26 protein-coding genes are annotated in these 21,555 nt (G+C 63.7%); 6 read left to right on the top strand and 20 right to left on the bottom strand.

Annotated elements, in window-relative coordinates; translation table 11 throughout:
- Positions 1-123 precede the first annotated feature (123 nt).
- Together NKJ04_RS23645 and NKJ04_RS23640 are read right to left on the bottom strand one after the other, a co-directional pair.
- Entirely contained in the window at positions 124-480 is a 357-nt protein-coding gene (locus NKJ04_RS23645) for a YciI family protein (RefSeq protein ID WP_352677522.1), read from the bottom strand.
- Positions 477-698 (bottom strand): hypothetical protein, encoded by a 222-nt coding sequence (locus NKJ04_RS23640; protein ID WP_352677521.1) that lies wholly within the window; start codon positions 696-698, stop codon positions 477-479. Before NKJ04_RS23640 ends, NKJ04_RS23645 begins: the two co-directional genes overlap by 4 nt.
- Before the next feature lie 220 nt (positions 699-918).
- On the opposite strand from NKJ04_RS23640, the gene NKJ04_RS23635 reads away from it, so the two are divergent.
- Entirely contained in the window at positions 919-1,344 is a 426-nt protein-coding gene (locus NKJ04_RS23635) for an OsmC family protein (RefSeq protein WP_352442079.1), read from the top strand.
- A 55-nt stretch (positions 1,345-1,399) separates the two neighbouring features.
- On the opposite strand, the gene NKJ04_RS23630 is transcribed toward NKJ04_RS23635, so the two are convergent.
- The 6 genes from NKJ04_RS23630 to NKJ04_RS23605 form a co-directional block, all read right to left on the bottom strand.
- Positions 1,400-2,029, bottom strand: a complete 630-nt coding sequence (locus NKJ04_RS23630) for a YceH family protein (RefSeq protein ID WP_352677520.1) — start codon at positions 2,027-2,029, stop codon at positions 1,400-1,402.
- A 33-nt stretch (positions 2,030-2,062) separates the two neighbouring features.
- Positions 2,063-2,842, bottom strand: a complete 780-nt coding sequence (locus tag NKJ04_RS23625; protein ID WP_352677519.1) for a succinate dehydrogenase iron-sulfur subunit — start codon at positions 2,840-2,842, stop codon at positions 2,063-2,065.
- A 9-nt stretch (positions 2,843-2,851) separates the two neighbouring features.
- The gene (gene sdhA, locus NKJ04_RS23620) at positions 2,852-4,687 is read right to left on the bottom strand and encodes a succinate dehydrogenase flavoprotein subunit (protein WP_352677518.1); all 1,836 of its coding nucleotides are present in this window, start codon (positions 4,685-4,687) and stop codon (positions 2,852-2,854) included.
- A 1-nt stretch (position 4,688) separates the two neighbouring features.
- Positions 4,689-5,084: a succinate dehydrogenase, hydrophobic membrane anchor protein gene (sdhD, locus tag NKJ04_RS23615; RefSeq protein ID WP_023811254.1), complete on the bottom strand. Its 396-nt coding sequence runs from the start codon at positions 5,082-5,084 to the stop codon at positions 4,689-4,691.
- Between the two features lie 2 nt (positions 5,085-5,086).
- Complete coding sequence (sdhC, locus tag NKJ04_RS23610) at positions 5,087-5,506, bottom strand: succinate dehydrogenase, cytochrome b556 subunit (RefSeq protein ID WP_023811255.1); 420 nt, start codon at positions 5,504-5,506, stop codon at positions 5,087-5,089.
- Positions 5,507-5,766: 260 nt separating this feature from the next.
- Complete coding sequence (locus tag NKJ04_RS23605; protein WP_023811256.1) at positions 5,767-6,195, bottom strand: hypothetical protein; 429 nt, start codon at positions 6,193-6,195, stop codon at positions 5,767-5,769.
- A gap of 263 nt (positions 6,196-6,458) precedes the next feature.
- Between NKJ04_RS23605 and NKJ04_RS23600 the strand changes: the two genes are divergently transcribed.
- Positions 6,459-6,821, top strand: a complete 363-nt coding sequence (locus NKJ04_RS23600; RefSeq protein ID WP_023811258.1) for a hypothetical protein — start codon at positions 6,459-6,461, stop codon at positions 6,819-6,821.
- 62 nt (positions 6,822-6,883) lie between these two features.
- Here the strand turns inward: NKJ04_RS23600 and NKJ04_RS23595 are convergent, their stop codons facing one another.
- The gene (locus NKJ04_RS23595; protein WP_352677517.1) at positions 6,884-8,101 is read right to left on the bottom strand and encodes a GGDEF domain-containing protein; all 1,218 of its coding nucleotides are present in this window, start codon (positions 8,099-8,101) and stop codon (positions 6,884-6,886) included.
- A gap of 75 nt (positions 8,102-8,176) precedes the next feature.
- Positions 8,177-9,373, bottom strand: a complete 1,197-nt coding sequence (locus NKJ04_RS23590) for a GGDEF domain-containing protein (RefSeq protein ID WP_352677516.1) — start codon at positions 9,371-9,373, stop codon at positions 8,177-8,179.
- A gap of 159 nt (positions 9,374-9,532) precedes the next feature.
- Here NKJ04_RS23590 and NKJ04_RS23585 point away from each other — a divergent pair, with 159 nt between their 5' ends.
- The gene (locus NKJ04_RS23585) at positions 9,533-9,850 is read left to right on the top strand and encodes a hypothetical protein (RefSeq protein WP_352677515.1); all 318 of its coding nucleotides are present in this window, start codon (positions 9,533-9,535) and stop codon (positions 9,848-9,850) included.
- A 39-nt stretch (positions 9,851-9,889) separates the two neighbouring features.
- On the opposite strand, the gene leuC is transcribed toward NKJ04_RS23585, so the two are convergent.
- The 7 genes from leuC to rplS form a co-directional block, all read right to left on the bottom strand.
- Entirely contained in the window at positions 9,890-11,299 is a 1,410-nt protein-coding gene (gene leuC, locus NKJ04_RS23580) for a 3-isopropylmalate dehydratase large subunit (protein ID WP_023811262.1), read from the bottom strand.
- A 271-nt stretch (positions 11,300-11,570) separates the two neighbouring features.
- Positions 11,571-12,206 carry a class I SAM-dependent DNA methyltransferase gene (locus NKJ04_RS23575; RefSeq protein ID WP_023811264.1) on the bottom strand — a complete coding sequence of 212 codons (636 nt, stop codon included), beginning with the start codon at positions 12,204-12,206 and terminating at the stop codon, positions 11,571-11,573.
- A 55-nt stretch (positions 12,207-12,261) separates the two neighbouring features.
- Positions 12,262-13,074, bottom strand: a complete 813-nt coding sequence (locus NKJ04_RS23570) for an amino acid ABC transporter permease (RefSeq protein ID WP_023811265.1) — start codon at positions 13,072-13,074, stop codon at positions 12,262-12,264.
- Between the two features lie 210 nt (positions 13,075-13,284).
- The gene (locus NKJ04_RS23565; RefSeq protein WP_023811266.1) at positions 13,285-14,082 is read right to left on the bottom strand and encodes a transporter substrate-binding domain-containing protein; all 798 of its coding nucleotides are present in this window, start codon (positions 14,080-14,082) and stop codon (positions 13,285-13,287) included.
- Positions 14,083-14,258: 176 nt separating this feature from the next.
- The gene (locus NKJ04_RS23560; RefSeq protein WP_023811267.1) at positions 14,259-14,762 is read right to left on the bottom strand and encodes a MarR family winged helix-turn-helix transcriptional regulator; all 504 of its coding nucleotides are present in this window, start codon (positions 14,760-14,762) and stop codon (positions 14,259-14,261) included.
- Entirely contained in the window at positions 14,759-15,193 is a 435-nt protein-coding gene (locus NKJ04_RS23555; RefSeq protein WP_023811268.1) for an organic hydroperoxide resistance protein, read from the bottom strand. The genes NKJ04_RS23560 and NKJ04_RS23555 overlap by 4 nt, the downstream gene beginning before the upstream one ends.
- 140 nt (positions 15,194-15,333) lie before the next feature.
- A complete protein-coding gene (rplS, locus tag NKJ04_RS23550) occupies positions 15,334-15,882 on the bottom strand; it encodes a 50S ribosomal protein L19 (protein ID WP_023811269.1) in 549 nt (182 codons plus the stop codon).
- Positions 15,883-16,210: 328 nt separating this feature from the next.
- On the opposite strand from rplS, the gene NKJ04_RS23545 reads away from it, so the two are divergent.
- Positions 16,211-16,963 carry a sulfite exporter TauE/SafE family protein gene (locus NKJ04_RS23545; RefSeq protein ID WP_352555119.1) on the top strand — a complete coding sequence of 251 codons (753 nt, stop codon included), beginning with the start codon at positions 16,211-16,213 and terminating at the stop codon, positions 16,961-16,963.
- On the opposite strand, the gene trmD is transcribed toward NKJ04_RS23545, so the two are convergent.
- Together trmD and rimM are read right to left on the bottom strand one after the other, a co-directional pair.
- The gene (trmD, locus tag NKJ04_RS23540; RefSeq protein ID WP_352677514.1) at positions 16,945-17,649 is read right to left on the bottom strand and encodes a tRNA (guanosine(37)-N1)-methyltransferase TrmD; all 705 of its coding nucleotides are present in this window, start codon (positions 17,647-17,649) and stop codon (positions 16,945-16,947) included. The genes NKJ04_RS23545 and trmD overlap by 19 nt on opposite strands.
- Positions 17,646-18,245, bottom strand: coding sequence for a ribosome maturation factor RimM (gene rimM / locus NKJ04_RS23535; protein ID WP_352677513.1), 600 nt, complete (start codon positions 18,243-18,245; stop codon positions 17,646-17,648). The genes trmD and rimM overlap by 4 nt, the downstream gene beginning before the upstream one ends.
- A gap of 194 nt (positions 18,246-18,439) precedes the next feature.
- On the opposite strand from rimM, the gene NKJ04_RS23530 reads away from it, so the two are divergent.
- Both NKJ04_RS23530 and NKJ04_RS23525 read left to right on the top strand, forming a co-directional pair.
- Positions 18,440-19,378, top strand: a complete 939-nt coding sequence (locus NKJ04_RS23530) for a tyrosine recombinase XerC (RefSeq protein ID WP_352677512.1) — start codon at positions 18,440-18,442, stop codon at positions 19,376-19,378.
- Positions 19,379-19,501: 123 nt separating this feature from the next.
- Complete coding sequence (locus NKJ04_RS23525; RefSeq protein WP_023811275.1) at positions 19,502-20,572, top strand: TraB/GumN family protein; 1,071 nt, start codon at positions 19,502-19,504, stop codon at positions 20,570-20,572.
- A 2-nt stretch (positions 20,573-20,574) separates the two neighbouring features.
- Here NKJ04_RS23525 and NKJ04_RS23520 read toward each other — a convergent pair whose 3' ends face one another.
- Positions 20,575-21,048, bottom strand: coding sequence for a DUF2867 domain-containing protein (locus tag NKJ04_RS23520; RefSeq protein WP_050592690.1), 474 nt, complete (start codon positions 21,046-21,048; stop codon positions 20,575-20,577).
- Between the last annotated feature and the right edge of the window lie 507 nt (positions 21,049-21,555).

The raw sequence follows: 21,555 nt of genomic DNA, 5'->3' as shown, positions 1-21,555 counted from the left end.
CCCCGGCGACGATAGGAGAACTCTCGCCTTGCTTCAACACGCAAAAGTTGCGCACGAAATGAACCAGGACGATCGTTCAGTCGAACGCCTTGGTTTCCACGTGGCTGTAGCACATGGCGGGGGCTATGACCCCGGCACATCGTAGATCGCCCGCACCTCGATGGTGCCTATTTCGGCCAGCGGGATCTCGCCGGCGATCTCCAGCGCCTGGTCGAGATTGTCGGCCTCGATCAAGACGAAGCCGAGCAACTGCTCCTTGGTTTCGGCGAACGGGCCGTCGGTGATCAGCGGCTTGCCCTGGCGTCGCCGCACCGTCTTCGACGTCTTCACCGATTGGAGCGCCTGTGCGACGATCAGCATCCCACGCCGATCCAATGACCGGTCGTGAGTCATGGAATCGGCATCGAGCTTGGCCAGACGCTCCGGCGTCATGGCATGGAGGTCTTTTTCCTCGCCATAGACCAGACAGACATATCTCATTTCCAGCTCCCTTGCTGTGACGAACCATAGGCGATCACGATATCGGTTGAGTCCTTGCCGGCAGCAACATGATCGAGAAGGCTGATCGCAATGCCGATAATGGCAACTGCCGCAAGCAGCCGGCCGAAGCCGGAGGGCGGCACATGCAGCGGGTCGCGTTCCCCTAGATCAGCCCTTCGGCCGGTGCTTGTCCAATGAGCAGAAAACAGATTGTTCATCCGAACCTCCATCCGCCACGAGAATCCGTGGTCGCCCGCAGGACGGTCGGGACCGATGCAAGTCGACATTTTTCCACGCACATTCTTTCAAAAAAGATTCGGCGCGGTCCGCCGGCGCTGCATGCGCGCACAAACAGCGCGGTGGCCTTCCCTCGCGCCCGCGCTATAGTTGGGAGGAACGCCGCCTGGCCGGCGCCACCGCTGTAACAAGGAGGAATTCATGGACCGCACCGCAAACGCCATCTGGAAAGGCGATCTGAAAGGGGGCACAGGCACGCTCGACACCCAGAGCGGGACCCTGAAAGGCACGCCCTATTCGTTCAAGGCACGCTTCGAGGACGAAAGCGGCAAATCCGGCACCAACCCGGAAGAACTGATCGCCGCCGCGCACGCCGGCTGCTTTGCCATGCAGTTTTCGCATTTCCTGGCCGAGAACGGCACCCCCGCCGCCGAACTCGACACCAAGGCCGTGGTGACGCTGGTTCCCGGCACGGGGATCACCGGGAGCGCACTCACCGTGGTCGGCAAGGTGCCCGGCATCGATGCGGCGAAATTCACGGAGCTGGCCGAGAAGGCCAAGGCCGGATGCCCGGTCTCGAAGGCGCTCGGCGCCATAAACGTATCGCTTGATGCCAGGCTCGGCTGAAAACGCTGCATCCAGTGTGAAGACCCGGCGCGAACGCCCAGGCGCGCGCCGGGACCTATGCTCCCAGCGCGTCCAGCCGGGCGCGAAGTGCGGCGACTTCCTGCTCCAGTGCGTTTAGCCGGGCCTCCAGGTCGGAAGCAGGCAGGGCCGATGCACTCCGCTGCGCTGAAAGTGCTGCAACGTCCACCGGGCCGCTCAGCAGATGCACGTAGCGGTCCTCGCGCTGGCCCGGTCCTCGCGGGATTTCCTGGATGAGTGGCGGCCGACGACCGATCAGCATGTCGAGTTCGGCTCGCAGATCTTCGATCGATGGGAACCGCGCCATGCGCTCGGTGCGCGCTGACAATTCATGGGCCGTCTGCGGCCCGCGCAGCAACAGCAGGCCGATCAAAGCGGTCTGCGGCGTGGTCAGCGAGAAGCGCTGCGCCATCTGGTGCTCGTAGCGCTCGACGCGCGAGCCGAACATCTGCCGCACCAGCCCCTTTTGTTCGAGCAGCTTCAGCCCCCGATGCACCTCGGTCTGCTCCAGCGCCATCACCGGCTCGCGCGCCGTCTTCTGGTTGGCGGCGGCCAGTGCTGAATTCAGCGTCAGCGGATAGACATCCGGCGTCAGCTCCTTCTTCTCGATCAGGCAGCCGAGCACACGGGCTTCTACCGGGGAAAGGATGGGAAGGTCATCGCTCATTGGATTTGCTTTCGCCAGCAACCGACCGCCAGCCTAAACCCTTCTCTCCACCATCATCTTCTTGATCTCGGCGATCGCCTTGGCCGGGTTGAGGCCTTTGGGGCAGGTCTGCGCGCAGTTCATGATGGTATGGCAGCGATAGAGCCGGAACGGGTCTTCGAGGTTGTCGAGCCGCTCGCCGGTGGCCTCGTCGCGGCTATCGATCAGCCAGCGATAGGCCTGCAAGAGCGTTGCCGGACCGAGATAGCGGTCGCCGTTCCACCAATAGCTCGGGCACGAGGTCGAGCAGCAGGCGCACAATATGCATTCGTAGAGCCCGTCGAGCTTCTCGCGGTCCTCATGGCTCTGCAGCCACTCCTTGGCCGGCTCCGGCGATACCGTCTTCAGCCAGGGCTGGATCGACGCGTGCTGGGCGTAGAAATTGGTGAGGTCCGGCACAAGGTCCTTGACCACCTGCATATGCGGCAGCGGGTAGACTTTTACCGCGCCGGAAATGTCGTCGCAGCCCTTGGTGCAGGCCAGCGTGTTGGAACCGTCGATGTTCATGGCGCAGGAGCCGCAAATGCCTTCGCGGCAGGAACGCCGCAAGGTCAGTGTCGGGTCGATCTTGTTCTTGATCCACAGCAGCGCGTCGAGCACCATCGGCCCGCAATCGTCCATGTCGACGAAATAGGTGTCGATGCGCGGGTTCTCGTCATCGTCCGGCGACCAGCGGTAAATGCGGTACTCCCGCAGATTGGTGGCGCCCTCGGGCTTGGGCCAGGTCTTGCCCGACTTGATCTGCGAATTCTTCGGGAGCGTGAGTTCAACCATGTTCGATCCTCAATACACTCTGGCCTTGGGCGCGATCTTGGCGAGGCTGATGCCGCCGTCCTTTTCAGCCAGCTGCGGCTCGGTGTGCACCGGCCGGTAGGAGAGGGCCACCTTGCCGTCTTCGCTCAGCCTGGCCAGCGTATGCTTGCGCCAGACCGCGTCGTCGCGCGCCGAAAAGTCCTCGCGTGCGTGCGCGCCACGGCTCTCCTTGCGCGCCTCGGCGCTGTAGACCGTGGTGATGGCATTGGCCATCAGATTTTCCAGCTCCAGCGTCTCGACCAGATCGGAGTTCCAGATCATCGAGCGGTCGGACACTTTGATGTCCTTCAACTCGCCCCAGAGCTGCGAAATGCGCTTGCAGCCGCTCTCCAGCGATTCCTGTGTGCGGAACACCGCCGCGTCTTCCTGCATCGCCTTCTGCATCTTCTCGCGCAGCACCGCTGTCGGCGTCGAGCCGTTGGCGTGGCGGAGCCGGTCGAAGCGGTCCATGATCTTTTCGACCGAGGCTTCGTTGGGCGAAGGGATCGCCGACTTGCGGTCGATGACCTGGCCGGCGCGGATCGCGGCCGCGCGGCCGAACACCACAAGATCGATCAGCGAGTTCGAGCCGAGCCGGTTGGCGCCATGCACGGAGGCGCAGCCGGCTTCGCCGACAGCCATCAATCCGGGCGACACCTGATCTGGATTGAGCGCCGTCGGATTGAGCACCTCGCCCCAGTAATTGGTCGGCACGCCGCCCATATTGTAGTGGACCGTGGGCAGCACCGGGATCGGCTCCTTGGTCAGGTCGACACCGGCAAAGATCTTGGCCGATTCCGAAATGCCCGGCAGCCGCTCATGCAGGACGGCGGGATCGAGATGGTCGAGATGCAGGAAGATGTGGTCCTTGTTCTTGCCGACGCCGCGACCCTCGCGGATCTCCAGCGTCATGCAGCGCGAGACGACGTCGCGCGAGGCAAGGTCCTTGGCTGACGGCGCATAGCGCTCCATGAAGCGCTCGCCTTCGGAATTGACGAGATAGCCGCCCTCGCCGCGCGCACCCTCGGTGATCAGGCAGCCGGCGCCATAGATGCCGGTCGGGTGGAATTGCACGAACTCCATGTCCTGCAGCGGAAAGCCGGCACGCGCTGCCATGCCGCCGCCGTCGCCGGTGCAGGTGTGTGCCGAGGTGGCCGAGAAATAGGTGCGGCCATAGCCGCCGGTCGCCAGCACCACCATCTTGGCGGAGAAACGGTGGATGGTGCCGTCATCCAGGTTCCAGGCAAGAACGCCGGTGCAGGTGCCGTCCGGCTCCATGATCAGGTCGAGCGCGAAATACTCGATGAAGAACTGCGCGTTGTTCTTCAGCGACTGGCCGTAAAGCGTGTGCAGGATGGCATGGCCGGTGCGGTCGGCGGCGGCACAGGTGCGCTGCACCGGCGGGCCTTCGCCATAGTTCATCATGTGGCCGCCGAACGGCCGCTGGTAGATCTTGCCCTCTTCGGTGCGCGAAAACGGCACGCCGTAATGTTCGAGCTCGTAGACCGCGGCCGGCGCTTCGCGCACCAGATATTCCATGGCGTCGACATCGCCCAGCCAGTCCGAGCCCTTGACGGTGTCGTACATGTGCCACTGCCAGGAATCGGGACCCATGTTGGACAGCGAGGCGGCAATGCCGCCTTGCGCCGCCACCGTGTGCGAGCGGGTCGGGAACACCTTGCTGATGCAGGCGGTGCGCAGGCCCTGTTCGGCCATGCCGAGCGTGGCGCGCAGGCCGGCGCCGCCGGCGCCAACGACCACCACGTCGAACTTGTGGTCGACAAAGGTATAGCCTGCCGTGTTGGCTTGTTTCGCGTCCTTGGCCAACTCAGCCTCCGAATGCCAGCTTGAGCAGGGCGAAGATCGAGGCGACGCCGACCGCTATGGTGAAAAATGTATTGAGCGCGATCAGCGCCAGCTTCATGCCTTCGCCATGCACGTAATCCTCGATGATCGCCTGCATGCCGAGCCGCATATGGGTAAGCCCGGAAATGAGCACCAGGGCCATCACTAGCGCCACGAACGGGTTGGCAAGAGCTGCCCGCACATGTGCGTAGTCGGCGCCGTTGAGCGCGATCAGGAAGCCGACGAAGAACAGGATCAGCGGGATGTTGGCGATCGCGGTCAGGCGCTGGCGCCAGAAATGTCCGGTGCCCTCGCGGGCGGAGCCGAGGCCGCGGACCTTCGCCAGCGGCGTGCGCATGTCGGTGTTTTTGCCGCTCATGATCAGGCTCCCCGCGCTATGGTGCCGGCGATCCAGATCAGCAGCGTGAGCAGGATCGAGCCGGCCAGCGTCGCCCAGGCGATCTTCGAGGCGGTATGCTTCTCCAGACCCGCGCCGGTGTCCCAGACCAGATGGCGCACGCCACCCAGCATATGGTGCATCAGCGCCCAGGTGTAGCCGAACAGGATGAGCCGGCCGAGCCAGGTGCCGAAGGCCCAATTGGCCCAATCGAAAGTCGCCTGCGAGCTTGCCGCCGCCATCAGCCACAGGGCGACCAGCAGCGTGCCGAAATACAGCGCGCCACCGGTGATGCGGTGAATGATCGACATCGTCATGGTGATCGGCGGCCGGTACACGGTGAGGTGCGGCGAAATCGGCCGTTCACGTCTGACAAATTCGCGGGTGGCTGGTGATTTGCTCATGGCTCCCCCAGTTCGGCGTCTCTCTGGAGCCTCAGGTGGAAATGCGGCATTGCCGCTTCCGGTTGCGACTTCGGACAGCCGGTTTCTAATGCTCTTTTTGCACCGCGTCAAAGCCAGAAAACCGTTTCGAAAACGTAATTTAGTCTGACTAAAAGGCCGGCTTGGGCTTCAATCGATTAGGCCGGGAGGCCCGAAGCCGGCTCGATATCGCTGCAGTGCAACATGTCTGACCCAAGGGCCCAGCGGTGTTGAGATTGGCGTCAGCGTTTGCAGGTCTGCGGCGTCGACCCCTTCTTCATCACCAACGCCTCGCGTCCGTCGATCACGATTGCGTCATGCGTGACCGCCTGGTAGCGGCTGCTCTGGTTGGCGGGCGACGCCGCAAACTCCTCGGTCGCGCCGTCGGACCCGACCACACGCAACGATGTACCGAGATTTTGGATAGAAATCATACCGTTGTTGCCGCATCTGTAGGTGGCCGCGCCTATGCCGGACCGAGGCGCGGTAAGGTCGGTGATGATCTTGGTTGCAGCTGCCGGAGGCGCCGCGGCTGCGACGGACTGCTGAGCCGGTGCAGGTGAGACGACCACGGTATTGGCCGCCTTCGGCGCGCTGTCCTGCGGCACACAGCCAGCGGCGATCCCGAGCAACGGGAAAACGGACACCCAATTCGGCCGGCGTAGCGCCATATGCTGTCCTCCCGCGCGGCAAACCAGCCGCGATGCTTTGCCAAGATCAAGGTCATCCCGACGCCGAGACGGACACCAGCCGCGATGGTGCGGCCGAGCATGGCCGAATGATGGCCAACGGGTTTTCCATCCAGTCGGATATTAACGGATATTAACCATGTTTACCGAGACATTGCCGCCAAACGCACCGGCCTCTTAACAAAGGTTAAGAAAACGTTAATTTCTGATTCGAGGAGGCTTTCCCTCAAGACACGGAGGACGCCATGCGTTCGAATTCGGGCAGATCGCGCCTTGCGGCGCTCATCGTGACGGCGTCGGCCGTCGGCCTTGCAGCGCCAGCGCTTGCAGGCGCGCGGCATCAGGATCGCGTCTACGCCGATTCCTTCGGCAACCTCGTCGTCGACAGCGCCGCTGGCTACAAGCGCATCATCGTCGGCGAAGGCAGGCTGGCCAAGCAGCTTTCCGACTACACCAGCGCCGGCCAGCCCAAGGTGATCTACGAGAACGAAGCCGACGAAATCAGCGGATACAGCGATTGCTACCGGCCGCCGGTGCTGGTGAAGGGCCGCTCCTATATGTACGGTCTCTCCGACGGCGAGATGCCCGAGCTCAGCCCCTGCCGCTAGACTCTTTGTCTGGACGCAATTCCCAAGGGAAAGCGCCATGCGCTTTTCCCGGGAAAACCGTTTCACACTTTTCCTGAAATTGCTCTGGCTTCCATTCCGGCTGACGACCAATTGCCGGCAGGCCCGGCGGAGACGCGCACGCAATCGCGCCCGGCATTCTTCGCCTGATAGAGCGCCTGGTCGGCGCGCCGCATCAGATCGGCAAAGTCTTCGTTCGGATGAAGTTCGGCGACGCCGAAGCTCGCGGTGCAGCGGTTGTCAGCCGGCAGCCCGTCGATGGGCAGCCCGCCAAAGGCGCTGCGCGTGCCCTCGGCGAACAGCCGCGCCGCGGCAAGGTTGGTTCCCGGCAGGATGATGGCGAACTCCTCGCCGCCGATGCGGCCGGCAACGTGATGCGCGGCGGCGGCTTCGCGCAGGAAGCCTGCAAAAATCTCGATCACCCGGTCGCCTGACGCATGGCCGAAACTGTCGTTGACGCTCTTGAAATGATCGAGGTCGGCGATGACCAGCGCGACCGGCACGCCTTGCCGCATCGCGCCAAGCACCGCCAGCTCGGCATGGCGGGTGAAGCCGCCGCGGTTGAGCAGGCGCGAAAGCGTGTCCGTCTCCGACTTCGACGTCACTTCGGCAAGCACGTCGCGAACCAGGATGGCCAGCATCAGCAGCGCCAGCGCCAGCGCAAAGACAGTGCCGAGCGATTGCGACACCAGCGCGTAGTTGCTTTGCAGATAGGCCTGCGGATTGGCGCCCCAGCCGCCGAGCGCATGCGCGATGAACGGCTTGGAGGCAAACTGGAGGCCGCTCGCCGCCAGCACGGCCATCAATATGCGATCGAGACGGGCAAGCTTTTGCCTCGATGACCAGACGATGGCCAGCCCGACGAACTGCATGACCGCATAGGGAAGCTGGTAAGCCATGATGCGGATGAGCGACTGGCGAGGCAGGTCCTGCACGAAATACACGGCTATGGTGGTTGCCAACAGGAAAAACAGCATCGGCTTCCAGGGCGGCGCCACGCCGTATTTGCGGGCAAGCCCGCCATTGAACGCAAGCGTGGCGCCAAGGAAGACCGCGAAGGCGGCAACGACCGGGAGCCGCGCGTCGGCAAAAGCGGGAATGGAGAATTCGATGGCCGAATAGGCCATGCCCAGCAGATAGCCAAATGCCAGCCAGCGCGCCGGCGCCCGGCCGACATCGTGGAAGGCGACCGCCATGAAGGATGCCGCCAGCAGGCCGGCAACCGACAGATTGATCAACAGGATGAAGTTGGCGCCGCTCATGTTCTCCCGCACCCGCGCCGACAGCTAATCATCGACGGGCGAAGAAGACGTTAACGCCGTCCCGGCCGGACAGATTCAGCCGGTCTTGAGCGGCTCCGGCAGGAACGCCGTTTCCGGCCGCTCATAGGACAGGCGTACACTGTCGCGGCCGTTCTTCTTGGCTTTGTAGAGCGCATCGTCGGCACGGCGCATCAGCGGCTCCAGCGCCTCGCCACCGCTGCGGGCCGCCACGCCGAAGCTTGCCGTCACCTTCGTTCCCTGGGGAAGCCCGTCGACATGGCCGGCCGAATAGACGGTGCGCACCGCTTCGGCGAACAGCCGCGCCGCCGCAAGATCGCTGAGGGGCAGCAGCACCGCGAATTCCTCGCCGCCGATACGCCCGGCAACACCGCGCGCGCCGGCCGCCGACCGAAGCTTGGCGGCGAAGTCGGCGATCACCCGATCGCCCGCCCCATGCCCATGCACATCGTTGAGCGCCTTGAAATGATCGAGGTCGGCCAGCACTAGCGCGACCGGGAACCGGGCCGAGGCGCAGTGCTGCAAGAGCAGCATGCCTCGCTCCTCGAAGCCACGCCGGTTGAGCAGGCCCGACAGGGGGTCGGTATAGGTCTCGGTCTTCAATGCCTTCAACACGTCGAGTGCCGCGGCGGAAAACAGGCACAGCGCGATGAGCAGCGAGAGCAGCGCGTGCGACAGCAGCGCCGTCGTCCAGTAGGACGAGCCATAGAACCCGTCATAGCTGGCGAAGGGCCCATGCGCGATGACGACGGCAAGGGTGCGCACGAAGAAATTGACGCCCGACAGCAGCGACAGCACGAACAGGATTTTTTCGGTCGGGCCGTTGTTGCGTACCGGGCGCAGTTCGGCGGCAACCAGAAGGCTGATGCCGCCGAATGCGAAATTCATCGCCAGGATGCGCCAGGTGAGATCCGGCGCGACGAACAGGAACCAGCATAACGACGCCAGGCCGCCGCCCGCCAACACGGCGATTCCCACAGAGGGCACCTTGCGGCCATAACGGTGGATGACGGCGCCGGACAGGCAGCAGGCAGCGATGGTGAAGCAGATGTTCGACGTAAGCTTGGTCAGCGGCATCCCGATGGGCAAGGTGAAATACTGGAGCAGGAAGCCAGCCGCCGAGAGACTGTAGCTGATCGCCAGAACGGCCAGATAGGGGCGGTGGCGCTGATAGGACCATAGCACAAGGAACGCCGCGCCGAGCGCCAGCGCGATCGTCGGGTTGAGCAGCGCAATGAGCAGACCCGTGTCCAACCGACTGTGACTTCCCCTGGCTTACGTCAGGGAAGAGCTTAGAGGGCAAGCCCAAACAAGCGGTTAAGCCATGCGGCAAGCAGGACCGCCGCCTCAAAATAATGTCAGGGAACCGCAGTCCCCAGTCAGCGTTCCTCCGTTCACAATCTGGAGCGACCCATGGCCGACACGATCACACTGACCGACCACGATGCGATCCGCTCATGGGCTGCCGGGCGCGCCGGCTTTCCCGCAATCGTCGACATATCGCCGGAGGCGGGGACGCAGCCCATGTTGAGGCTGGTCTTCGGCCAGCACGCCTATCAGGATCAGGACCAGCCTGAACGGCCGCTCAATGCGGGAGGCTATGAACTCGTCGAATGGGACGAATGGTTCAAGCTCTTCGAGGAACAACGGCTTGCGCTTGTGGTCGCCGCCGAACAGCCGGGACGCCGCGAGGAGTTCCACGAACTCGTCCGCCGTGACGGGAAGCTTTGAACCCGAGCCCACGCGGCTCGGGTTCTGTTCAAATCCGGGTTACTTCCACTCGCGTATGTCGACGAAGTGGCCGGCGATCGCCGCCGCCGCCGCCATGGCCGGCGAAACCAGATGGGTGCGGCCCTTGAAACCCTGCCGGCCCTCGAAATTGCGGTTCGAGGTGGAGGCGCAGCGTTCATGCGGCTTCAGCCGGTCGTCGTTCATCGCCAGGCACATCGAACAGCCCGGCTCGCGCCAGTCGAAACCGGCGGCGAGGAAGATCTTGTCGAGACCTTCGGCTTCCGCCTGTTCCTTGACCAGGCCGGAACCCGGCACGATCATCGCATCGACATGCGGGCTGACCGTCTTGCCTTCGACCACCTTGGCGACGGCGCGCAGATCCTCGATGCGGCCATTGGTGCAGGAACCGATGAAGACGCGATCGAGCGTGATGTCGGTGATCTTGGTGCCCGGCGTCAGCCCCATATAGTCGAGCGCGCGCTGCTTGGAGGTGCGCTTGTTTTCATCGGCGATGTCGTCCGGGTTCGGCACGATGCCTTGCACCGACACCACATCCTCGGGCGAGGAGCCCCAGGAGACGATCGGCGGCAGCTTGGCCGCGTCGAGCACGATCACCTTGTCGAAATGCGCGCCTTCGTCGGACTGCAGCGTCTTCCAGTATTCGAGCGCCGCATCCCAGGACGCGCCCTTCGGCGCGCGCGGCTTGTCCTTGACATAGGCGAAGGTCGTCTCGTCGGCGGCGATAAGGCCGGCGCGCGCACCGCCTTCGATCGACATGTTGCAGATCGTCATGCGGCCTTCCATCGACAGCGCACGGATCGCCTCGCCGGCATATTCGATGACATAGCCGGTGCCGCCGGCGGTGCCGATCTCGCCGATGATGGCCAGGATGATGTCCTTGGCGGTGACGCCCTGCGGCAGCTGGCCGTCAACGCGCACCAGCATGTTCTTGGCCTTGCGCTGGATCAGCGTCTGTGTCGCCAGAACATGCTCGACCTCGGACGTGCCGATGCCATGCGCCAGCGCGCCGAAAGCGCCATGCGTCGAGGTGTGGCTGTCGCCGCAGACGATGGTCATGCCGGGCAGAGTAAAGCCCTGCTCCGGACCGATGATGTGGACGATGCCCTGGCGAATATCGTTCTCGGAATAATATTCGACGCCGAAATCCCTGGCGTTCTTGGCCAGCGCCTCGACCTGGATACGGCTTTCCTCGTTCTTGATGCCGAACTTGCGCTCGGGTGAGGTCGAGACATTGTGATCGACCACGGCCAGCGTCTTTTCCGGATGCCGGACTTTACGACCGGTCATGCGCAGGCCTTCGAAGGCCTGCGGGCTGGTCACTTCATGGACCAGGTGGCGGTCGATGTAGAGCAGGCAGGTGCCGTCGTCCTGGCGGTCGACGACATGGTCGTCGAAAATCTTGTCGTAGAGGGTGCGCGGTGCGCTCATGTGCGTAAATCCGTCGATATGAGAATGGGAAAGAGCAGGTGCCGGACCTCCGGCCCGGTGAAAACGACCTGGACAGGTCGGCCTAGGATAGTCGGCTGGTCAGCGCCCCGGACACGCGCGCGAAAAAGCGCGACGGCAGGCGTTTCCTGTCCTGCAGCACGAACCCCTTGTAGGCCGGATCGCCAAAAAGCTCTTCCATGGCGTGGCTCATACCAATGTTTTGGGTTTTCGGCAATTGCGGCGTGTCTTCGCAGAACCCAAACCTCTCCGCTCAAACCACTTCAAACACAAACGTCTTCACCAGCGCTTCGGGCTCGGCGATCGCATAGCAGCGGAACCACGGGCTTTCCTCGACCGGTCGCCATTTCCCAGCTTGCTCCAGTTCATCGAACACGGCTTGAAAGCCGCCACTTTCGAACACCTGGTCACGCACGGTGAAGATGGCATGGCCACCCTTGCGGGTGATGCGCACCAACTCGTGCAGGCCGGATGCCGGCGCATGGCTGATGGTGAACACGCCGGTCGAGAAGAAGGCGCGGAAATACCCGTCCGGCCACGGTAGCGGACCGCCCAGCATTGCCTGCTTCAGGTCGCTGTAGGCATTGCGGCTGCCGGCGATCTTCAGCATATCGTGCGAGAGGTCGAGCCCCGCAATGTCGCGGTAACCGAGCGCCTTCAGCGACGGTCCCGACAGGCCAGTGCCGCAGCCGGCATCGAGCAAGGGGCCATCGCCCGCCGGCACATGACGCGCCACCCAGGCGGTGATCAGGAAAGGCAGGAGGTAGCCGAGCGAGGCGGTCTCGCTGTCATAGGTCGCAGCCCACGCGGCATAGGCCTCCTCAAGCGCTTCCGGCGTGTCGGCCGTGTAGACGGAATCCAGCGCTGCATTGGCTTTGTCGACGATCATGGGGACCTCCTTAACGGGAATGCTCGGGGATCGTAGCGCTGCCTTGGCCGAAAAACTATTCCTCGTGCTGGCGGCGCAGCCGCCGCTCCAGCGCCCTGAGCGCCAGCGACAGGCCGACGGTCAGGATGAGATAGATGTAGGCCGTTATCGAATAGGTCTCGAAGAAGCGAAAGGAGCCGGCGGCGTAGACCTTGCCCATCTGCGTGATGTCGGCAACGCCGAGCACCGAGACCAGCGAGGAATCCTTGACCAGCGCGACGAAATCATTGCCGAGCGGCGGCAGGATGGTGCGGATTGCCTGTGGGAACACGATCAGCCGGAAGCGCTGAGCGCGGGTCAGCCCAAGCGCCTTCGCCGCCTCGATCTGGCCCTTCTCCACCGACTGGATGCCGGCCCGGAAAACCTCCGAGATGAAAGCCGAATAGCCGATGGTCAGCGCCATGATGGCGCGCCAGAGCAGCGACACGTCGCGCACCAAAAGCTCGCCGAACAGGCCCGCACTTTGCAGCGGCGCGGTCAGCGCGTTCCAAGCCGCGACGAAGGCCGGTGCACCGGCAAAGGCGATCCAGAACAACAGCACCAGGATCGGCACGCCGCGGATGATCTCGACATAAAAGCGCGCGATCTGGCGCAGCCAGCGCGAGCCGGACATTCCCATCAGCGCGATGCCGAGACCCATGGCCGAAGCCAGCACGAAGGCAATCACGGTGACGAAGATGGTGACGCCGATGCCCTTGGCGACCGTGGCGAACACCTGGGTGTAGAGGTTGCTGGTGGCGACGAAGACGGCCACCGCGATCGCGAGGGTTACGGCAACGACGAGCCACCAGGGGAAGTCGGCTTTGGAGGAAGAGCAAGGGACCTGCATCAGAAGGATTGCGCCAAGGCACCCCCCTCTGGCCTGCCGGCCATCTCCCCCGCAAGGAGGGAGATTGGCAGCTTCAATGCCCGCGCCTTTTCTTCAATGCTGGAGGTACGCGAAGGCAGGGCGGACAGCTGATCTCCCCCCTTGCGGGGGAGATGCCCGGCAGGGCAGAGGGGGGTGTTCAAGCGCCGTGTCTGCGTGAGGTTCAGCGAACTACTGCCCCATCTTGTAATCAAGAAACCATTTCTTGTTGAGCGCATCGAGGGTGCCGTCGGCCTTCAGCGCCGCGATGGCCGCGTTGACCGGCTTCACCAGGTACGAACCCTTCGGAAAGATAAACCCAAAATCCTCGGTACCGAGCGGCCCCCCGATCAGCTTCAATTTGCCCTCGGAGGCGTCGACATAGCCTTTGCCGGCGGTGCCATCGGTCAAAACAACATCGACGTCGCCTGATTTCAGTGCCTGCACGGTCGCGCCGAACGTCTCGAACAGTTTGATGCGCGGGTTCTGCTCATTGCCGTCGAGCACGCTGTAGACGGCGGTGTAGAAGGGCGTGGTGCCGGCCTGCGCGCCGACCAGCCCGTCCTTGAAGGCGCCGAAGGTCTTGGCGTCGGTGAAGCGGCTCTCATCGCCGCGCACCAGCATGAACTGTTCCGAGCGCATATAGGGGTCGGAGAAATCGACCTTCTCCTTGCGGTCGTCCTTGATGGTGATGCCGGTCATGCCAATGTTGTACTGGTTGTCGGAAACCGCCTGGATCATCGCGTCCCAGGAAGTGTTCTGGTACTCGACCGTGAAATTGAGCCGCTTGGCGATCTCGTTCATCGCGTCATATTCCCAGCCGATCTGTTTGCCGGTCTTGGCATCGATGAACTGCAGCGGCGGATAGGCGTTTTCGGTCACAACCACCACCTTCTTGCCGCCGAGGTCGGGCAGCGCCTGCGCGAAGGCGGCAACGGGTGCCAGGACGAGGGCAAGCAGGCCCGCCAGCAGCAGTTTCGATTTGGTCATGACACACTCCCCGGGAATTGATGACCCGGGCATGGCCGGGCTTGCAGGAAAATCCGGCGCCGACTTTAGCTTTCCGCAAGCGTCATGCAAGACGCTCTGCCGTGTCGCCTGGGGCGAAATCGGATTCCAATGCTCTCGATCGGAAGATTCCGGGAGATCCGTGCCTTGGCCGGCGGTCAGTCAGCCGCCGGTGCCTTGGCGTCCGTCTCGCGCAGCCCAGCAATGAGCTTGGCCAGGATGCGGTGCAGGCCATCCAGTTCGACCGCGCTGAGGCGGGGAAATTGGCAGAGTATCTGGACAGCAACGTCTTTGGCGGGCCCGCGTAGCGACTGTCCCTTGGCTGTCAGCTCCAGAAGCACCCGGCGCTCGTCGGCAGCGTCGCGCCGGCGGGTGATGAAGCCGCCCGCCTCCAGCCGTTTGAGCAGGGGTGTCAGCGTCGCCGAATCGAGACCCAGCACCTCGCCGAGCCCACCCACCGTGCGTGGCGCTCGCTCCCACAGCGCCATCATCGCCAGATATTGCGGATAGGTGAGGCCGAGCGGTTCGAGCAACGGCCGGTAGAGCCGTGTCATCAGCCCGCTAGCCGAATAGAGGGCGAAGCAGATTTGGTCGTCGAGTTTCGGCACCCCGGCGAAATCCGCCGAGGCCTGCGTGGTATCGTCCGTCTGTTTTGTGTTCATGCTGCCTTTGCCGGAAGCGCCTTAGCCGAAAGCGCCACCTCGATGTTGCCCTTGATGGCGTTGGAATAGGGGCAAACCTGGTGCGCCGCCGATACAAGCGCTTCCGCCGCCGCCTGATCAAGACCTTTTGTTTCCGCTGCCAGCGAAACGCCGAGCACAAATCCGCCCTGCGCATTGCTGTGCAGGCTGACATTTGCCGTCACCGAGGCATCCTGCAGCGGCAGTTTCTGCTTGCCGGCGATGAAGCGCATGGCGCTTTCGAAGCAGGCGGCATAGCCGGCGGCGAAAAGCTGTTCGGGATTGGTGGCGCCACCTTTGCCGCCAAGCTCCTTGGGCATGGCAAGATCGAGGCTGAGCAAGCCATCATCGCTCTGGACATGGCCGGCGCGGCCGCCGACGGCGCGGGCTTGGGTAGAATACAATGCAGGCATTTCATTTCTCCATTTAAATCGTGCACGATTGTTTAGTACACGATGTAAATCGAGTCAACCGCCGACTTTTCCGCCAGCCAGCCCCCGGAAACGAAAAAAGGCGGCCGAAGCCGCCTTTTCAAACTTGCTCGCCGAAAAACTTATTCGGCGGTGGCTGCTTCGGCTGCCTTTGCGGCTTCAGCTGCCTCGGCGGCGGCCTTCTTCTCGGCGGCGTCCTGAGCGGCCTTCTCGACGGCCAGAGCCTCGGCGGCTGCCACCTTCTCGGCCTCGATGCGGGCCTTCTCGGCGTTCAGAGCATCGCGCTCCTCGTCGTTCAGCTTGCGGGCGCGCACGCCGGTGTTTTCCGAAATACGGGCCGATTTGCCGCGACGATCGCGCAGGTAGTAGAGCTTGGCGCGACGCACCTTGCCGCGGCGAACGATTTCAACGCCTTCAACCATCGGCGAGTAGACCGGGAACACGCGCTCGACGCCTTCACCGTAGGAAATCTTGCGAACCGTGAAGTTCTCCTGGAAGCCGGCGCCTGCGCGGGCGATGACGACGCCCTCATAGGCCTGGACGCGGGTGCGGGTGCCTTCGGTCACGCGGACCTGGACGCGCACGGTGTCGCCGGGCTGGAATTCGGGAAGCTTGCGCTTGGCTTCGATCTTGGCGGCCTGTTCGGCCTCGAGCTGACGGAGAATATCCATCTCAAAAGTCCACTTCTTGTTCTTCCGACAGTCAGAGCGTCCGACACTCGCCTTGCAGTTCCATTGACCGCTTGGCTATGCCCTTTGTCTCCAAGACATTTGTCTTTGAAACATCAGGCAGGGGCGACTACACCGTCATTGTTGACGGGTCCGGCAGATTCTTTCTGGCCGGTACGGGCGGGCACATACAGCTATTTCGCCGCTTTGTCACGCCTTGGCAGCGCATTTTCTGCTCGCATGGCACCATCGTAATCCTGCCGTGCCGGGTTGCGCCGGTCGTTCAGGCTTTCTAAGCCTGAAATAACACAGTTTTGAGCGGCCGCAATTCATGTCTGTCTTCGATGCCATCCTGCTCTTTCTGGCGGGCTTTCTGTCAGGCGCCGCCAATGCGGTCGCCGGTGGCGGCACCTTCATCACCTTCGGCGCCATGACGTTGGTCGGCCTGCCGCCGATCGTCGCCAACGCCACCTCCTCGGTGACGCAATTTCCGGGCTACATCACCTCGACGCTCGCCTATTCGGCCGACATCAGGCATTTCTGGCGCGGCGCGCTGCTGCTCTGTCTGATCTCGGCGATCGGGGCGCTGGCCGGCGCGCTGATCCTACTGGCGCTCGACAATCCCTCGTTTCGCGCTCTGGTGCCGTGGCTGCTGCTAGCCGCGACGGCCCTGTTCGCCGCCGGCCCCTGGCTGAAACCGGTGCCGAAGCCCGGCCATGAAGCGGCGGTGGGCTCGCTCGCCGGCTCCCTGGCGCAGTTTCTCACCGCCATCTATGGCGGCTTCTTCGGCGCCGGCATGGGCGTGATGATGCTGGCGACGCTCGGCCTGACACAAGCCGGCGACTACCACCGGCTGAACGCGTTGAAGAACATGCTGGCCATGGTCATCGCCGCTGTCGCGATCGTCGTCTTCGTCTCGGGCGGCGTCGTCGCCTGGCCGCAGGCGATCATCATGATCCCGGGCGGCGCGCTCGGCGGCTATGCCGGCGTCTGGATCGCCAAGCGCGTGCCGCAAAACGCGGTGCGCGGCTTCGTCGTCGCCGTCGGCCTGTTTCTGGCTTTCTATTACTTTTGGAAAGGCTGAGCGGCGGCGCCCAACAAATCAGGACGCCGCTCTTTCGTCAGCGCTTCCGACTGCGCCCGCCGCCATGCGGCGATCTTCTTGTGATTGCCCGAGATCAGCACCTCGGGAATCTCGCGCCCTTCAAACTCCTGCGGCCGCGTATAGTGCGGATGTTCGAGCAGGTCGTTCTCAAAGCTTTCTTCCTCGCCCGACACCGCGTTACCCATCACGCCCGGCAACAACCGCACCACCGCATCGAGCAGAACGAGCGCTGCCGGCTCGCCGCCCGAGAGGATGTAGTCGCCGATCGAGACTTCCTCCAATCCCCGCACGTCGATCACCCGCTGGTCGACGCCCTCGAAACGGCCGCAGACGATGACCGCGCCCGGTCCTGCGGCCAGTTCGCGCACGCGGACCTGGGTCAGCGGCTTGCCGCGCGGGCTCATCAGCAGCCGAGGCCGCAGGTCGCCTTCCGGCGAAGTGTGGTCGATGGCTTTCGCCAGCACGTCGGCGCGCATCACCATGCCGGCGCCGCCGCCGGCTGGCGTGTCGTCGACGGTGCGATGACGGTCGGTGGCGAAGTCACGGATCTGGATCGCCTCCAGCGACCACGTGCCGGCCTCGAGCGCCCGGCCGGCCAACGACAGGCCGAGCGCGCCGGGAAACATCTCGGGGTAAAGCGTCAGCACCGAAGCGGAAAAACTCACCGGTTGCCCCCGGCATCGCTCGGTCCGCGCGGCCTGCCCTTCGGATCGAAGTCTTCCTCTCGCGGGCCGTCGCCATCCTCGTCCTCGACAAGTCCGGCCGCCGCCGGGTCGACGCGGACGAAACCCTCCGCGATCGACACTTGTGGCACGGCAGCCTGTGTGAACGGGATCAGCACGCCCTTGCGCCCGCCCAGCGTCACGTCGAGAATGTCGCCGCCGCCGAAATTGTGCACCGCGACCACCTTGCCAAGCACGGCACCCGTGTCGTCGCGGACTTCGAGGCCGACGAGGTCGGCATGGTAGAACTCGTCTTCCTCGCCGTCGTCCGGCAGCATCGAACGGTCGACGAACAGCTCCGTGCCGGCCAGCGCCTCGGCCGCGTTGCGGTCGGCAACGCCCTTGAAGCGGACCACGACGACGGTGTTGGCGGGCCTGATGTCGATGATCTGGAAGGCGCGGCCGTCACGGGCGTAGAGCGGGCCGTAGTCGGCCAGCGCCAGCGGTTCACCGGTGAAGGTCTTCACCCGCAATTCGCCCTTGATGCCATGGGCGGCGCCGATCATGGCCATCTGGACAGGGTTCTGGGGCTTGCTCATGGCGCTTTTACCTTCGTCATCCACGGGCGGAGCAGGCGCGAAGCGACTGCGCAGATTTCAGCCAATCACCAAGGTTTGTGACTTGCCGCCAATCGACGATCTCCTAGCCCCAGCCGGCCATCTTTTCAATGACGGACTCTTCACCGCTTTCTAACCTGCCTGCGAGAAAATGGCGGCGAACTGGATCAGACGCCATGCAGGAATTCCTCATCCCGGCTAAACCCGATCTCCAGGCGGCGCGTGAAAGCTGGCTGAAGATGCTGGCGCGAGAACGTCGGCTGTCGCCTAAGACGGTGGAAGCCTATGAGCGCGACACGCGCCAGTTCCTGCATTTCCTCACCGGCCATTGCGGCGGCTCGCCCGGCATTTCGGACATCGCCGATCTGCGCCCGGCCGACCTGCGCGGCTTCCTCGCTGCGCGGCGCAATGCCGGCGCCGGTGCCCGCACCCTGGGCCGGGGTCTCGCCGGCATCCGCTCGCTGCTGCGTTTCCTCGAGCGGCGCGGCCTTGCCAATGCGGCGGGTGCGGCAGCCCTGCGCGCACCGCGCCAGCCCAAATCGCTGCCCAAGCCGCTGACGGCGAGCGACGCCAAGCATATCGTTTCCATCGAAGGCCAATTGGCGGAAGAACCCTGGATCGCGGCCCGCAACGCCGCTGTGCTGACACTGCTCTACGGCTCCGGCCTGCGCATTTCCGAGGCGCTCGGTCTGGCGGGCGCCGATCTGGCGTCGGCGGACGACACGGTGCTGCGCGTCACCGGCAAGGGCGGCAAGACGCGCCTGGTGCCGGTGCTGCCGGTGGCGCTCAGGGCGATCGCCGAATATCGCCGGCTCTGCCCCTACCATCTCGACCCCAAGGGCCTGCTGTTTCGCGGCGCCCGTGGCGGCCCGCTCAACCCGGCCATCGTCCAGCGCGACATGGCCAAACTGCGCTCGGCGCTCAACCTGCCCGATACCGCGACGCCGCATGCGCTGCGCCATTCCTTCGCCACGCATCTGCTCGGCCGCGGCGGTGACTTGCGCACTATCCAGGAACTGCTCGGCCACGCCAGCCTGTCGACGACGCAGATCTACACCGGCGTCGACACCGCGAGGCTGCTCGAAATCTACGAATCAGCCCATCCACGGGCATGAACCCTTCAATTTCGCAGTACCAATTAACCGTTTTGCCGCTTTTCGGTTCTAGAACTGACCATGATCCCGAAAAGTGGGACCCGGTTTTCGGAAAAGATCATGGTCAAACATGAAGACAGAACCATGAAACGCGTCATCGCCATCGCCGACCGTGCAGCTTCCGTGTCGCTGAAGCTGCTCGTCGCACTCAATGTTCTGTTCTTCCTGTCGTTCCTCGCCGTGCTGCTGTTCGCGGCCGGCAAGGCGCATGCCGGAATCCCGACCTGCACCGGCGCCGACATGCTGTCGGCCTTGCAGAAGAACGATCCGGCGACCTACCGCAAGATCGAAGCGGAAGCCGCAGCGACACCGAACGGCAAGGGCCTGTTGTGGAAGCTGGAAAAGCCCGGCGAGAAGCCGTCCTTCCTGTTCGGCACCATGCATATGACCGACCCGCGTGTCACCACGCTGCCTCCCGACGCGCAGAAAGCCTATGACGCCGCCGGCACCATCGTCATCGAAACCACCGACGTGCTCGACAAGCAGAAGATGATGGTCGCGATGCTCCAGGAGCCGGACCTGATGATGTTCACTGATTCGACGACGCTGGCGTCGCTGCTGTCGCCCGACGATGCGGCGGCCATGAACGCCGCGCTCGACGCACGCGGCATTCCTCCGGCAACGGTTGCCAAGATGAAGCCGTGGATGCTCTCGGCCATGATGGCACTGCCGGCCTGCGAGCTGGCCCGCCAGTCAGGCGGCGCCCCGGTGCTCGATGTCAGGCTGGCCCAAGGTGCGAAGGCTTCCGGCAAGCCGGTGGAAGGATTGGAGACGGCTGAAAGCCAGCTGCGGGCCATGGCCTCGCTGCCGCTGGCGTTTCACATGAAGGGTCTCGTCGACACGCTGAAGCTCGGCGATAAGATCAACGACATCAACGAAACCATGATCGTGCTCTACCAGCGCGGCGACACCGGCATGTTCTGGCCGCTGTTTCGCGTGGCCATGCCCGATGGCACGGACGACCCCGCGGGCTATGCGGCGTTCGAGGAAACCATGATCACCAGCCGCAACAAGGTGATGGTCGAGCATGCCGAACCGATCCTTGCCAGGGGCAACGTCTTCATGGCGGTCGGCGCCCTCCACCTTCCCGGTCCCGAAGGCCTCGTCGAGGATTTCCGCAAGGCCGGTTACACCGTCACGCCTGTAGGCCTGTAACCTTATCTGATCTGGGCCAGCATCGCCGGAACGACGATCCGGTGAAACGGCATGATGATCGCGAGATAGGCGCGACCGAGCCAATTGTGCGTCTTGACGATCGTCGTCGCGGCCACTTCCTGCCGGCCCATGCCGAGATCCCTGACTTCGACCAGGACCCGGAAATCGAGATGTCGGTCGTCGAGGCCAAGCACAACCTTGCCGGGAAACTGGCTGATGAGCGGAAATATCCCGATCCGGCCCGACGGCAACACCGCAGCTTCCAGGCCCGTCTTCAGCCGGAACGGCCTGACGGCCAGGTTGCGCAGCGCCATGAGCCTGCCGATCCAGGGCGGTGTTCGCCCCAAGGCGCGTTCCGCCGCGCCGAGTGCGGTTAAAGAAAGACCTTCAGTGACCAGCACATAGCGGTCGGCGAACTGGGCTCCGGCGAGAGCATCGCAGTGATTCGGGACAACCTGCCCTAACGGATTTGTCACGGCAAAATCCTCTGATTCGAGCTTAACAGACGCAAACTTGGCGCGCTGCGGGGCGAAACGACGCCGTTCAGGCTGCGGAAAGGCAGGATTGTCCTTGTTTTTGGCGTTTTCCAACCCTAGCGTGAAACCAGTTCAATGATTGCGCGTTGAATGGTGTTGATTGATATTTTTCATCCACGGAGGACACTTTTATGGCGAACGCACCGAATCCAAACGATCCGTTCAATCCCAACACCACCAACACCACCATCAAACAGAGCGGTGGCGGCGGTAGTGGCTGGCTGATTGCGCTGGTCGTCGTTATTCTGGCGGTTGTCGCGTATTATGTTTTCGGAAGAAGTGGTGAGCACCCGGCACCAGCCGAGCCGCCGGCGGCCAGCACACCGGCCCCCGCGCCCGCACCGGCAGAACCGATGAAGCCAGCCGAACCTGCACCTGCACCTGCACCTGCACCGGCCCCTGCAGAACCGGCCCCGGCCCCAGCGCCCGCACCGGCTCCAGCGCCGG

Source organism: Mesorhizobium sp. M0618 (assembly GCF_040320765.1).
Lineage (GTDB): Bacteria > Pseudomonadota > Alphaproteobacteria > Rhizobiales > Rhizobiaceae > Mesorhizobium.
This window is presented reverse-complemented; position numbering and strand designations above follow the sequence as displayed.